The 13,932-nt window shown below is 64.8% G+C and carries 10 protein-coding genes; 6 read left to right on the top strand and 4 right to left on the bottom strand.

Annotated features, from left to right (window positions below):
* Window positions 1-26 precede the first annotated feature (26 nt).
* A complete protein-coding gene (locus OU800_RS17625) occupies window positions 27-3,515 on the top strand; it encodes a hybrid sensor histidine kinase/response regulator (protein WP_268178630.1) in 3,489 nt (1,162 codons plus the stop codon).
* A gap of 77 nt (window positions 3,516-3,592) precedes the next feature.
* Window positions 3,593-4,849, top strand: a complete 1,257-nt coding sequence (locus OU800_RS17630) for an MgtC/SapB family protein (protein WP_268178631.1) — start codon at window positions 3,593-3,595, stop codon at window positions 4,847-4,849.
* On the opposite strand, the gene OU800_RS17635 is transcribed toward OU800_RS17630, so the two are convergent.
* Window positions 4,844-5,659 (bottom strand): MerR family transcriptional regulator, encoded by an 816-nt coding sequence (locus tag OU800_RS17635; RefSeq protein ID WP_268178632.1) that lies wholly within the window; start codon window positions 5,657-5,659, stop codon window positions 4,844-4,846. The genes OU800_RS17630 and OU800_RS17635 overlap by 6 nt on opposite strands.
* Window positions 5,660-5,943: 284 nt before the next feature.
* On the opposite strand from OU800_RS17635, the gene OU800_RS17640 reads away from it, so the two are divergent.
* Window positions 5,944-6,864 (top strand): alpha/beta fold hydrolase, encoded by a 921-nt coding sequence (locus OU800_RS17640; RefSeq protein ID WP_268178633.1) that lies wholly within the window; start codon window positions 5,944-5,946, stop codon window positions 6,862-6,864.
* Window positions 6,865-7,756: 892 nt separating this feature from the next.
* Here OU800_RS17640 and rmuC read toward each other — a convergent pair.
* The gene (rmuC, locus tag OU800_RS17645) at window positions 7,757-9,112 is read right to left on the bottom strand and encodes a DNA recombination protein RmuC (protein WP_268184365.1); all 1,356 of its coding nucleotides are present in this window, start codon (window positions 9,110-9,112) and stop codon (window positions 7,757-7,759) included.
* Between the two features lie 182 nt (window positions 9,113-9,294).
* The gene (locus OU800_RS17650; protein ID WP_268178634.1) at window positions 9,295-9,546 is read right to left on the bottom strand and encodes a sel1 repeat family protein; all 252 of its coding nucleotides are present in this window, start codon (window positions 9,544-9,546) and stop codon (window positions 9,295-9,297) included.
* A gap of 862 nt (window positions 9,547-10,408) precedes the next feature.
* Here OU800_RS17650 and OU800_RS17655 point away from each other — a divergent pair.
* Genes OU800_RS17655 through OU800_RS17665 form a run of 3 tightly spaced genes read left to right on the top strand, consistent with a single transcriptional unit; the run spans window position 10,409 to window position 13,506 of the window.
* The gene (locus OU800_RS17655; RefSeq protein ID WP_268178635.1) at window positions 10,409-12,937 is read left to right on the top strand and encodes a YdbH domain-containing protein; all 2,529 of its coding nucleotides are present in this window, start codon (window positions 10,409-10,411) and stop codon (window positions 12,935-12,937) included.
* Between the two features lie 4 nt (window positions 12,938-12,941).
* Window positions 12,942-13,133, top strand: a complete 192-nt coding sequence (locus OU800_RS17660) for a YnbE family lipoprotein (protein ID WP_268178636.1) — start codon at window positions 12,942-12,944, stop codon at window positions 13,131-13,133.
* Window positions 13,134-13,167: 34 nt separating this feature from the next.
* Window positions 13,168-13,506 carry a YdbL family protein gene (locus OU800_RS17665; RefSeq protein ID WP_268178637.1) on the top strand — a complete coding sequence of 113 codons (339 nt, stop codon included), beginning with the start codon at window positions 13,168-13,170 and terminating at the stop codon, window positions 13,504-13,506.
* Window positions 13,507-13,569: 63 nt separating this feature from the next.
* Here OU800_RS17665 and grxD read toward each other — a convergent pair whose 3' ends face one another.
* Entirely contained in the window at window positions 13,570-13,896 is a 327-nt protein-coding gene (gene grxD, locus OU800_RS17670; protein ID WP_230925182.1) for a Grx4 family monothiol glutaredoxin, read from the bottom strand.
* Between the last annotated feature and the right edge of the window lie 36 nt (window positions 13,897-13,932).

The following is a 13,932-nucleotide window of genomic DNA, read 5'->3' on the forward strand; positions in this document are numbered from 1 at the left end:
TTACCCCTGCGTTCCGGAGTGTCCGCATGTCGCTGTCTACCGGGCTGATCGCCGCCGTCGCCCTGCTCTACATGACCGTACTGTTCGCCATCGCTTTCTATGGCGACCGGCGCAGCACGCCCATGCCGCCGAAGATTCGTGCCTGGGTCTACTCGCTGTCGCTGGCGGTGTACTGCACGAGCTGGACCTTCTTCGGCGCAGTGGGTCAGGCGGCCGAGCAACTCTGGTCGTTCCTGCCCATCTACATCGGCCCGATCATCCTCATGCTGAGCCTGCCCTGGGTACTGCAGAAGATGGTGATGATCAGCAAACAGGAGAACATCACCTCCATCGCCGACTTCATCGCCGCGCGCTACGGCAAATCGCAGTCGCTGGCAGTGGTGGTGGCACTGATCTGCTTGGTCGGCGTGCTGCCCTACATCGCCCTGCAGCTCAAGGGCATCGTCCTGGGCGTCAACCTGCTGATCGGCGTCGAGGCGCAGAGCACCGGCACCAGTGCCCAGGACACCGCGCTGATCGTGTCGCTGGCACTGGCCCTGTTCACCATCCTGTTCGGCACGCGCAACCTGGACGTCACCGAACACCACCGCGGCATGGTGCTGGCCATCGCCTTCGAGTCGCTGATCAAGCTGCTGGCCTTCCTCGCCGTCGGCGCTTTCGTCACCTTCGGCCTGTACAACGGTTTCAACGATCTGTTCGCACAGGCCCGCCACACGCCGGAGCTGGACGCCTTCTGGGCCAAGGCGGTGAACTGGCCAGCCATGCTGGTGCAGACCGGCATGGCCATGATCGCCATCGTCTGCCTGCCACGGCAGTTCCATGTCACCGTGGTGGAAAACATCGAGCCCAAGGATCTGCGCCTGGCGCGTTGGGTGTTCCCGGCTTATCTGGTACTGGCTGCGCTGTTCGTGGTGCCCATCGCTCTGGCCGGGCAGATGCTGCTACCCGCCGGCATCGCCCCGGACTCCTTCGTCATCAGCCTGCCACTGGCCGAAGCCCACCCAGGCCTGGCAGTACTGGCCTTCATCGGTGGTGCTTCGGCGGCCACCGGCATGGTGATCGTCGCGTCCGTCGCCTTGTCGACCATGATCTCCAACGACATGCTGTTGCCCTGGCTGCTGCGCCGCAAGAACACCGAGCGCCCCTTCGAGGCCTTCCGCCACTGGATGCTCACGGCGCGTCGCGTCAGCATCGTGCTGATCCTGTTGCTGGCTTACGTCTGCTATCGCCTGCTCGGCGAAGGCACCAGCCTGGCCACCATCGGCCAGGTCTCCTTCGCCGCCATCGGGCAACTGGCACCGGCCATGTTCGGCGCGCTGGTGTGGAAGCAGGCCAACCGCCGTGGCGTGTTCGCCGGGCTGATCGTCGGCTCCGCGCTGTGGTTCTACACCCTGGTGCTGCCGCTGGCCGCGCGCGGCATGGGCTGGTCGCTGTCCGGCTTCCCCGGCTTGACCACCTTGCTGCATGCCCCCATCGGCCTGCACGTCGACCCGCTGACCCGTGGCGTGGTGCTGTCGCTGGCCGGCAACATGCTGCTGTTCGCCTGGGTCTCCTGGTTCTCCCGCACCCGGGTATCGGAGCACTGGCAGGCCGGGCGTTTCATCGGCCATGACCTGGGCATTAAACCCAGCGGTCGCAGCCTGCTGGCGGTGCAGGTGGAAGACCTGCTGATGCTCTCGGCGCGCTTCGTCGGCGAGGAACGCGCCCGCCAGAGCTTCATGCGCTTCGCCCAGCGCCAGGGCAACGCCAAGACCTTCGACCCCAACCAGCCGGCCAACAGCGACTGGATTGCCCACACCGAGCGCCTGCTCGCTGGCGTGCTCGGCGCCTCGAGCACCCGCGCGGTGGTCAAGGCGGCCATCGAAGGCCGCGAGATGCAGGTCGAGGACGTGGTACGCATCGTCGACGAAGCGTCCGAGGTGCTGCAGTTCAACCGTGCGCTATTGCAAGGCGCCATCGAGAACATCACCCAGGGCATCAGCGTGGTCGATCAGAACCTGCGCCTGGTGGCCTGGAACCATCGCTACCTGGAGCTGTTCGAGTATCCCGACGGGTTGATCTACGTGGGCCGGCCGATTGCCGAGATCATCCGCTTCAACGCCGAGCGCGGCATGCTCGGCAGCGGCGATGTCGAGGAGAGTGTGGCCAAGCGCCTGTACTGGATGCGCCAGGGCACCGCACACAGCTACGAGCGGGTATTCCCCAACGGCCGGGTGATCGAGCTGATCGGCAACCCCATGCCGGGCGGCGGCTTCGTCATGAGCTTCACCGACATCACCGAATTTCGCCAAGCCGAGCGCGCCCTCAAGGAAGCCAACGAGAGCCTGGAACGCCGCGTTGCCGAACGCACTCAGGAGCTGTCGCAACTGAACCAGGCACTGACCGAGGCCAAGGCCCATGCCGAAGCCGCCAACCAGTCCAAGACGCGCTTTCTCGCCGCCGTCAGCCATGACCTGATGCAACCGCTGAATGCCGCACGGCTGTTCTCCGCCGCCCTGTCGCATCAGGAAGGAGCCCTGCCCGACGAAGCCCAGGAACTGGTGCGCCACCTCGACAGCTCGCTGCGCTCGGCCGAAGATTTGATCACCGACCTGCTGGACATCTCGCGTCTGGAGAACGGCCGCATCACCCCGGATCGCCACCCCTTCGCCCTGGCCAACCTGTTCGATACCCTCGCCGCCGAGTTCGGCGTGCTGGCTGCCGAACAGGGCATCGACTTGCGCGTGCACGGCAGCCAGCAGTGGATCGACAGCGATATCAAGCTGCTGCGCCGGGTGCTGCAGAACTTCCTCACCAACGCCTTCCGTTACGCCAAGGGCCGGGTGGTGCTGGGCGTGCGCCGCGAAGGCAATCAGTTGCGCCTGGAGGTCTGGGATCGCGGCATGGGCATCCCCGAAGACAAGCGCAGGGTGATTTTCGAGGAGTTCAAGCGCCTGGACAGCCACCAGACCCGTGCCGAAAAAGGCCTGGGGCTGGGGCTGGCGATTGCCGATGGCCTGTGCCGGGTACTCGGTCACGGCCTGCAAGTACGCTCCTGGCCGGGCAAGGGCAGCGTGTTCAGCGTCAGCGTGCCGCTGGCCCGCAAGCCTGCACCGAAAGTGCAAGGCACTGGCGCGCCGGCCAGTGACGCACAACCGCTGCAAGGCACCCAGGTGCTATGCATCGACAACGAGGACAGCATCCTCACCGGCATGCACAGCCTGCTGTCACGCTGGGGCTGCCAGGTGTGGATCGCGCGCAACCGCGTGGAATGCGAACACCTGCTCAGTGAGGCAGTGCGCCCACAACTGGCCTTGATCGACTACCACCTGGACGAAGGCGAGACCGGCACCGAACTCATGGCCTGGCTGCGTACCCGTCTGGGCGAGCCAGTGCCCGGCGTGGTGATCAGCGCCGACGGCCGCCCCGAACTGGTGGCCGAGGTACACGCCGCCGGCCTCGACTATCTACCCAAGCCGGTCAAACCGGCCGCGTTGCGTGCCCTGCTCAGTCGGCATCTGCCGCTACGCGGTTGAGTCGGACTGACCTGGCGCAAGGTGCGCCAGGCAAGGGGCGCTAGACTGTCAGAAGCCCCCATGCTCAAGGATGCGCCATGTCCGATGCGCTGCAACTGCTGCTCAACTTCGCTAGCGCCCTGGCGGCCGGTCTGCTGATCGGCGCCGAGCGCGGCTGGCAGGAGCGTGACCAGGACGATGCACGCCTAGCCGCAGGCATCCGCACCTTCGGCCTGAGCGGCCTGCTCGGGGGCTTCGCCCTGCTACTCGGCGAGCACTTCGGCGTATTGGCCTGGGCCGTGGTGTTCCTGGGCTTCAGCGCACTGGTACTGACCTCCTACATCGGCGACCTGACCCAGCATCAGGAATTGGGCATGACCAGCGAGGTGGCACTGCTGATCACCTTCGCCCTCGGCAGCCTGGCGGTGGCGGGTCAGGCGCCCTTGGCAGCCGCGGGTGCGGTGGCGGTGGCCTTGCTGCTCAGCCTCAAGCGCACCTTGCACAGTGCGCTGCAGCACCTGAGCGAGAGCGAGGTGCTGGGCGCCCTGAAGCTGCTGTTCATCTCCCTGGTGCTGCTGCCCGCACTACCCAATCAAGGTTATGGCCCCTGGGGCGTGTTCAATCCCTACGTGATCTGGTGGATGGTGGTGGTCATCGCCGCCATAGGTTTTGCCGCCTACGTCGCCATTCGCCTGGTGGGCACCCGTCACGGCCTGCTGATCATCGCGCTGCTTGGCGGCATCGTCTCTTCCACCGCCATGACCCTCACCCTCGCCCGCCTGCAGGGGAACACGCGCTTGCGGGCCATGCTGGTCTGCGGCCTGCTGGCCACCTCGGCGCTGATGTTTCCCCGCGTGCTGCTGGAAGTGGGGGTGATCGAGCATGCTCTGCTCGCCCAGTTGTTCTGGCCACTGGCCGTGCCCATGCTGATATATGCCGCTGGCGCGCTCGCTTTCTATCGCCTGGCCGGTCGCACACCGGAAGAAGGCGGCGAACCACCGCTGAAGAACCCTTTCGAGCTGGCGCCAGCACTGCGTTTCGCTGCGCTGTTGGTGTTAATCCTGGCGTTGGTCGAGGGGGCCAGGCACTGGCTGGGGGATGCCGGGGTGTATCTGGTGGCACTGGTGTCAGGGCTGGCAGATGTCGATGCCATTACCCTGTCACTGGCACGCAGTGCCCAGGCGGGGCTGAATCAGCAGGTGGCCGTGCACGGTATCTTCCTTGCCGCGCTGAGCAACAGCCTGGTCAAGGCCGGGTTGATCCTGCTGATTGGCGGTCGTCATCTGGCGCTGCGCTGTCTGCCGATCATGTTGCTCGGGCTGCTTACCGGCGCCGCCACGCTGCTGTACTCATGAAGAGCGCTGCAGGAAGCCCTGCAGCAACTGATTGACCCGTTCACTCAGTTCCCGATTGGCAGCGAGCGGCAGACCACGGCTCAGTTCGGCCTCGATCACCTGCTCCACCAGGGGGCGCAACTGCAGCAACTGGGCGCTGAGGTGTTCCAGTTCGCGAGCATGCGGCAGCGGCGCTTGCAGACGGGGATTGACCAATTGCTCGACGATCATCCGCACGATGCCGGTCGACACCCGTTCGATATGGCCACGTATGGTCGCCAGCTCATCGAGCAGTATCGGCAAGGGAATGCCCGCGCGGTAAAGCGCCACCCCGGCAGCCAGCAACCGTGGACTGGGCACGCGCAGGTGATCGCCAGCGAACTCCAGCAGGCCGAGGGCCTGGGCGCGTTCGATCAATGAATCGTCCAGCGCTTCGCCGAACAGCTCCTGCAGCTCGCTGAACTCCAGACGCGAGGCGACCTCCGGCTGCCCTGGGCCGCGAATGGCTTCGTCCAGACCCAGGACATGGGCCAGGTCACGCCCCTGCTCCCAGGTTTCCAGCAGCTCACGAATGCTGGCGATGGTGTAGCCGCGCTCGAGCAACTGACCGATCAGGCGCAAGCGCGAAAGATGCTCGGCATTGTAGATGCCGACCCGGCCACGCCGCTGCGGCGGCGGCAGCAAGCCGCGATCCTGATAGGCACGCACGTTGCGCACGGTAGTCTGCGCGGCGGCAGCCAGTTGCTCGACGCTGAATTCAGCCTGCGTCGCCTCGGCAACCGGGTGACTCATGCCGAGCAGACGTTGCACCAATGGGGAGGAAATTTTCATCGGCCGATCATAGCCCCGCTCAATGAGGTGCAACAACCGCATGGGCCACCCGAACCAAGGGCTGGACTTACCGCCTTCAGGTGTCAGCGGTAAGCCTCCATCAGGCCGGGAAACCCGCATGCCAGAGGGCTTTCGCCCGGAGGTAACACAGCAGGCCAGCAACCAGGGGCGCTAGGCAAGGCCTGCCAGGCGCACAACAATGACATCGAACGATGTAAGAAACCTGCACCTGGAGCCCCGATGCCGACCTGCTTGCCTCACACCTGCCACACCGAGGGCCTGTCATGAACGCCGCCCTGCCACTCGAACCACCTGCGCTGCAACGGCTGACCGTCCGTGGCGATGGCCTGAACCTGGCCGTGCAGCGCTGGGGCCGGGCAGATGCCACTCCCCTGCTGCTGGTACACGGCTACCCCGATCACCATGGCGTCTGGCTGCCGTTGATCGCTGCGCTGGCCGCCGACTATCAGATCATCACCTATGACGTGCGCGGCTTTGGCGCTTCGGATAAACCACGCCAGCGCCAGGCCTATCGCCTGAAACACCTGGCGCGTGATCTGGAGGCGGTGATCCTGGCCACCAGCCCGAACCGCCCGGTGCATCTGGTGGCCCACGACTGGGGCTCGATCCAGGCCTGGGAAGCGGTGACCGAGCCACGCATGCAGCCGCTGCTGGCCTCCTATACCAGCCTCTCCGGGCCCTGCCTGGATCACGTCGGTCACTGGCTGCGCGAACGTCTGGCGCAGCGTCGCCTGCGCCCCTGGCTACAGGCCGCAGGGCAATTGCTCAGCTCCTGGTATATCGCTTTCTTTCACCTGCCGCTGCTGCCCGAACTGACCTGGCGTCTCGGCCTGGATCGCGCCTGGCCCTGGCTGCTGCAACGCCTGGAGGGCATCGCCCAGCCGCAACGACACACCAGCCAGCGCGCCGATGGCATCCACGGTGTACAGCTCTATCGCGCCAACTTCATCCGTCGCCTGTTCCGCCCGCGCATTCGCACCACCCCCGTGCCGGTGCAGTTGATCGTGGCGCTGCACGATCGCTTCGTGCGGCCACAGCTATTCGATGATCTGCAGCGCTGGGCGCCGTCGCTGACCCGGCGCAAGGTAAGGGCCGGGCATTGGCAACTTCTGGCCGAGCCAGGTGAGCTGGCCGGCTGGTTGCGTGAGTATGTAGGGCGTATCGAACAGCAACAGCGCCGTTAGCAGGGCGTTGAAAAACAGCCTTGACATTGCTGCGTTAACAGTGGGTTCTTTGCATCGGATTGGTTGATACCGGACTGGCAAGTTTGTGTGCTTGTTCAGGGGGGCTTGTTCCGAATTGCCGCGTTTTTGCTGATGTTTCTGGTTTCGCCCTCCCGGGCGAGTCACTTTTGACGGGCAAAAGTAACCAAAACCCTCCGCCCGATCATCCGGCCCTGGCTGCGCCAGGGTTCGCTCACTCCATCGCCGCTCCAGAGGCCCGCCACGGTGGGCCATCCATGGCCCATCGTGGCTCTCGCGACATCCATGTCGCTCAACCTCTTCCACGACGATTCCGTTCGCCCTCCTGGGCGGGCTCTGCACGCGCCTGAACCTCCGGTAACTCTTTGGGACTCTGCGTGCTTGAACATGAGGTCAGCCGTAGGGCTGACCGAGATGCCGGCTGCAGGCCGGCAAACTGAAACTACGCGAATGAAAGTTTTGGTTTAACTCGAGAACCCAATCGCGATTTCATAACTACAAGAACACGCTGAGCAACCTATGGAGTGCCCGTTCGTTCAGGCGCGCGAGTGGCCCCTTCAGGAGGGTGAGTGGAATCGTTGTGTAGAGGGTTGAGCGGCATGGATGCCGCGAGAGCCGCGACTGGCCAGGGATGGCCCTTCGCGGCGGGCCCTCGGAGCAGCGATGGAACGAACGAACCCCGGCGCAGCCGGGGCCGGATGGCGGGGCCAAGCCTTTTTGCCTTCTTTTGTGGCGTTTGACAAAAGAAGGTCGCCGGGGGGCGAAACGGGAGACATCAGCTAAACACTGATAAGCAGCTAGAACACCGAAACCAACACACAAACTTGCCAGTCCGGTATCAAGACTGCCTTTTCTGATATCCCGAAATGCTCACTTACCGCTCATCCAACGCCGGCAGGTCGGCCGAACGTTCGAGCAGGTCAGCCGGCAGGTTCTTACTCGCCCGCGCACCGAGCAGGCGCAGGTTCTCCACCCGCCCGACCAGATTGCCCCGGCCCTCTACCAGCTTGTTGCGTGCGGCGGCGTAGGCCTTGTCCAGTTGTTGCAGGCGGCTGCCCATCTCGTCCAGATCGGCGATGAAGGCGACGAACTTGTCATAGAGCTGGCCGGCACGCTCGGCGATTTCGCGGGCGTTCTGGCCCTGACGCTCCTGGCGCCAGAGGCTGTCGATCACCCGCAGGGTCGCCAGCAGGGTGGTCGGGCTGACGATCACCACCTGCTGCTCGAAGGCCTCCTGGAAGAGGTTCGGCTCGGCCTGCAAGGCAGCGGCGAACGCCGCCTCGATGGGCACGAAGAGCAGGACGAAATCCAGACTGTGCAAGCCCTCCAGACGCTGATAATCCTTGCCGGACAAACCCTTGAGGTGGCTGCGCAAGGACAGCAGGTGCTGCTTGAGCGCCTGCTGGCGGCTGGCCTCGTCTTCGGCAGCGATGAATTGCTGATAGGCGTTGAGGCTGACCTTGGCATCGACTATCACCTGGCGCTCGCCTGGCAGATTGACCAGCACATCCGGCTGGTAGCGCTCGCCACTGGCGCTCTTGAGGCTGACCTGGGTGCGATACTCACGCCCCTTCTCCAGGCCGGCATGCTCCAGCACCCGCTCGAGCACCAACTCGCCCCAGTTGCCCTGGGTCTTCTGCCCTTTCAGGGCACGGGTCAGGTTGGTCGCTTCGTCACCCAGGCGCTGGTTGAGCTGTTGCAGGCGCTCCAGCTCCTTGCCCAGGGAAAAACGCTCGCGTGCCTCTTGCTGATAGCTCTCGTCGACACGCTTCTCGAAGGCCTGGATGCGCTCCTTGAGCGGGTCGAGCAGTTGCCCGAGGCGCTGCTGGCTGCTCTCGGCAAAACGCTGCTCGCGCTCGTCGAAGATCTTCGTCGCCAGCTCTGCGAACTGCGCGCGCAGTTCGTCGCGGGCGCCTTGCAGGTCGTCCAGGCGTTGCTGCTGATTGTCGCGGTTCTCCTGCAGCTCCGCCGATAGCGCCGCACATTCGGCGGTCAGCCGCCGCACTTCGCTCTCGCTGCGCTCGCGCTGCAGGTTCCAGCTCTGCGCCGCTTCGCGGGCGATCTGCCGCTCCTGCTGCAGCAGCTCGTTCTCACGGCGCAGACCGGCCAGCTCGGTCTGCTGCTCGACCTTGATCTCGCTGATCTCGGCCAGCTCCGTGCGGCAGGCGTCGAGCTGGGCATGCAGGCCCGCCTGGCTCAGTTGCGCATGTTCCAGACGCTCCTGCAGCAGCGCCTGTTCGCCCTGAGCCTGGACAACGCGCCGCTGCAACGCCCAGAGGCCGGCCAGCAGCGGAATCAGGGTGACGGTAGCGCCAATGGCGAGGGATAAGGGATCGATGGGCATAGACACTCCAGGTGCGAGTGCCGGGCAGTATACCCAGACGGCAGCCTACACAGGGCCAGCAGCCGTGTTCAGCGCGACAGGCGCTGCAGCTCCTGTTGGGCGCCACGATCACCGGCACGGGCCGCCTGACGCAGCAGTTCGTAGCCGATACGGCGATCACGGGTATTGCCACAGTCACGGCAGAGCAACTGGCCCAGGCGGCTTTGCGCCTGCACGCAGCCTCTGCGTGCCGGTTGCTTGAGCAGGTTGCCGGCGATGCGCTTGACGCTGGGCGCTTGCCCCAGACGCGGACGGTCGAGGAGCCAGAGCGCGACACGCATGGGCAAACGGGTGCGGCCAGAGGGGGTGACAGCGGCTACTGCAGGGAGAACACGAGGCATAAATCAACAGAGGGTTACTGCTGGGGCGCGCCACTCTACTCTTTTTTTCGCCAAGGTAAAGACTTGCCAGACGAGGTGAATTCGGTTCCTGCGCGATGTCTCGACACAATCCACAGAACCTGTGGATAACTCAGTGAACAAGTTGCGCGAAAGGGGCTTGAGTGCCTAAGAATCGGGGCTTCGAGACAAACTGTCGATTTTTTCACCAGCTAAAAAATCTCATATTTTTCATTGACTTAATAAAGCGCTACGAAAAATCAAACGCTTACGGCGCTTTTTGACAGTGACATGACAAGCTGCGCCGTCATTGTGCACAACTCCGTGCGGCAAATCCGCGCAGCGCTCTGTTTCGGGGCATTGCAGGCAGTTCGTCGAGTATTTCAGGCCGGCTGCGGCAACTGCCCCTGCAGCAGAAATTGCACTCGACGGAACAGCCGCGGTTGATCGGGCGTCTGCGCCTGCTTGAAGGCCCCGTAGTCGGCCGTGCTTCGCACAACCACAGCCGAAGATTACGGGGTTTGTTCTCGGCAAAGGCCCAGATACGTACAGCGCCACCTTGTTACCGCCTGCCGGACAGCGCGCCGAGCGGAACCGGAAAGTCTGCACCTGCCCTGCACGCATGGCCGAGCCCAGCGCCTGAGTCGCCCGGTAATCGCCGGGGTTGCCAACAAGGCCTGATATTCGCTGAACGGCGGCAACTGCGCGGTAGACGCGGATCAGCAGCAATGCCCGTTCGCCCCGGCTTGGCACCTTCGACACCTTGGGTTACCGTCGCCGACTGATGCGCGGACGAGGAGAGAGCATGGGCAGCCGGCGATTCTGGCTGAAAAGCCTGGCAGCATTGCTGGTACTGCTGCTGGTGCTCGCCGGCTACGCCGCTTACCGCGTGCATGGCCTGCTGGACGCACAAGGCCTGCAGCTCGACTGGCGCAGTCTCGGCCCCACCTGGCAGGGCCTGCACGCCGAGGATCTCGGCCTGCTGCGTGACGATGGCAGCCTGCGCCTGCATGCCGAGCAAGTACGGCTGCGCCTGTGGCCACACTCCAGCCTGTCGCTGCATGGCCTGCAGGTGGAAGTGCAGGCCAGCTCCGGCGAAAGTCGCAGCGAGCCGCCTCTCGACCTCGGCCAGCTAGCGGCAATCCTGCCCTGGCTGCCTGCGCACATTCAACTGCAGAGCATCGACGCGCACCTACCCTGCGCCAGGGGCCGCTGCACGCTGGCAGGCGACCTCGAACTGCGCCAGCAGGGCGACGCCCTGCAACTGAGTGCGCAACTGCTGCGCGGCGAACACCACGCCGAACTACGGGCAACGCTCGAGGGCCTGGCGCCAACGCGCGACACGCCGCGGCACCTGACCGCCAGCCTGCTGCTCGATGAACAGTTGCAGATGCTCCTGGATACCCGCCTGCAACCAGAGGCTGCCGGCCTGCGCTGGCAGGGCGAACTGGGCACCCCGGGTAGCGGGGATCTTGCCTGGGTCGTCGACTGGCTGGGCGAATGGCTGTTGCGCGATGACACCGCCCTGCCCCAGGCCCCGCGACAGATGGCACTCAATGCCCAGTGGCAGGTGCAACTGGGCGACACGGCGGCCTTGTCGCACCTGCTGCAAAGCCCTGGCTGGCTGCAACTGGATGCACAATTACCCGAACCCTGGCCAGTGCCAAGGCTCGGCCTGCTCAGTGGCACGCTGGCGCTGCACCTGGAGAACCTGGGCACGCGCTGGCAGGCGCGGCAACTGCAAGGCGAACTGCAGCTCGACCCAGGCGCCGCGCCCTGGCAGGCTCAGATAGCCGAGGGCCTGGACAGCGGCCCACTGACGCTGCGCCTGAGCCCGGTAGCCAAGCAGGACGAAACCGATATCGCCCTGCACCTGGCCCTGAGCAGCCAGGGCCCGCTGCGCCTGGAGGCCGAAGCCGAACTGGCGCTCGGGCAGTGGCCGGGCTGGCAACTCCAGGTCAGACAGGCGCACCTGCATGCCCGCAGCGAACGCCTGCAACTGGCCGACAGCCAGCTCGGGGGCATCGACCTGAAACTGCAGCTTGCCGGCATGCTCGCCGAACAGCATGTGGATCTGCAGCTCGAACCCGGCTCGCAACTGACCCTCGAACGTGTGCAACAAGCAGAAGTGCAAGCCAGGCGACTGCATGCCGAACTGGCCGCTCTGAAACTGACAGGCTCACCCCAGTCGCCGCAATTGAGCGGCCCGCTCAAGCTGGAACTGGGCGAACTGCGGCAGGCGGTGCTGAACCCCCAAGGCTGGCGATGGCAAGGTGAAGTGCAGGCCACTCTCGATGAGCAGTCCGCCACGGGTTCGCTGGCGGCCGACTCCGGCCTGCAACTGGGCCTGCAACTGCAACGTGATGCGGCAAGCGGCATGCGCCTGGACGCCCGCCTGGACGAGTTGTTCCTGCGCGCCGGCAACCCCTTGCCAGCCACCCTGCGCCACTGGCCACCGCTGCTGTCGCTGGATCAGGGCCGCCTGCACGGCCAGGCCCACCTGGCGCTACCCGTTGGCCAGCCGCTGCACCTGAATGCCGAGCTGAGCGGCAAGGGCCTGGCCGGTATCTACGACCGCAGCAGCCTGAGTGGGGTCGACGGCACGCTGCGCCTGGCTCTCGACGGTGATCGTCTGAACCTGCAGCTCGCCGAGCTGCAGGCCGCCGAAATCGATCCCGGTATCGTGCTCGGGCCACTGAAGCTACAGGGGGCTTACCAGGCGCGCCTGAACAAGCCCGGAGTCGGCCAGGTGCACCTGCAACAGGCGCAACTGGGCGTGCTCGATGGTCAGCTCAGCCTGGATGCCACCCGTTGGGATCTGGCGCAGCCCGAACAGGTGTTGCCCTTGCAGCTACGCGGCCTGAATCTGGAAACCCTGTTTCGTGTCTATCCCACCGAAGGGCTGGCCGGCAGCGGCCTGATCGATGGCACCCTGCCCGTGCACCTGGGCACAGGCCTGAGCATCGAAGGCGGCCAGATTCAGGCCCGCCCGCCCGGTGGGCGCCTGCGCTTTGACTCACCGCGCATACGCGCCATGGGCCAGACCAACCCCGGCATGAAGCTGGTCACCGACGCGCTGCAGGACTTCCACTACGATCTGCTCAGCAGTAGCCTCGACTACGACAGCTCCGGCACACTGCGCCTTGGCATACGCCTGCATGGACAGAACCCGGCCATCGAGCAGGGCCGCCCCATTCACTTCAACATCAATCTGGAAGAAGACATTCCAGCCCTGCTGGCCAGCCTGCAACTGACCGGCAAGGTCAACGACATCATCCAGCGACGGATTCAGCAACGGATGCGCCAGCGCGTCCCCCAAGCACCCAAGGAGTAGCGCCATGCGCCCGTATCGCCTCCTCGCCGCCCTGAGCCTCGGGCTACTGTGCCAGGCCTGCACCCCGACGGTGCAACTGGCCATGCCCAACGAGCCGATCAACATCAACCTCAACGTCAAGGTCGAGCATGAAATCTACATCAAGGTGGACAGGGCGCTTGACGAGGTCTTCAACGAAGACAGCGGTCTGTTCTGAGCCCCCTGCCCGACCGGTTCCACGGAGAAAGACGATGATTCGATACCTCTCGACGCTGCTGCTGGCACTGACCCTGAGCCTGCCGGCCTATGCCATGAGTCTCAACCAGGCCATGAGCGCCCTGAGCGAAGCCAAGACCAGCGGCCAACTGGGCGAGCAGCCCAATGGTTATCTCGGCGTGGTCAGGCCCGGCGGCCAGGCCGAGGAGATCGCCCGGCTGATCAACCAGGCGCGCCGCGCCGAATACCAGAAAGTGGCCAAGGACAACGGCATCGGCCTCAGCGATGTGGAGGCCATCGCCGGCAAGAAGGCCATCGACCGCACCCCAAAGGGCCAGTACATCCAGTTGAACGGCCAGTGGCTGCAGAAATAGAAAGCTGATGGCAGAAAGCAAAGAACCCGCCGAGGCGGGTTCTTTGTCGTGCACGGCTGGCGATCAGGCGCTGGCCTTGCTCACGGCATCCTTGATCAGGGTCTGCAGCTCGCCCTTCTCATACATCTCGCTGAGGATGTCGCTGCCGCCGACCAGTTCACCGGCCACCCAGAGTTGCGGGAAGGTCGGCCAGTTGGCGTACTTGGGCAGGTTTGCGCGGATTTCCGGATTCTGCAGGATGTCGACGTAGGCGAACTTCTCGCCGCAGCCCATCACCGCCTGCGCAGCACGGGCGGAGAAGCCGCACTGCGGAGCGTTGGGCGAGCCTTTCATGTACAGCAGAACGGTGTTGTTGGCGATCTGCTCTTTGATGGTTTCGATGATATCCATGGGGCACCTCGGCATAGACTTCGCGACCCGAAGGTC

It is taken from the genome of Pseudomonas sp. GOM7 (assembly GCF_026723825.1).
Taxonomy (GTDB): domain Bacteria; phylum Pseudomonadota; class Gammaproteobacteria; order Pseudomonadales; family Pseudomonadaceae; genus Aquipseudomonas.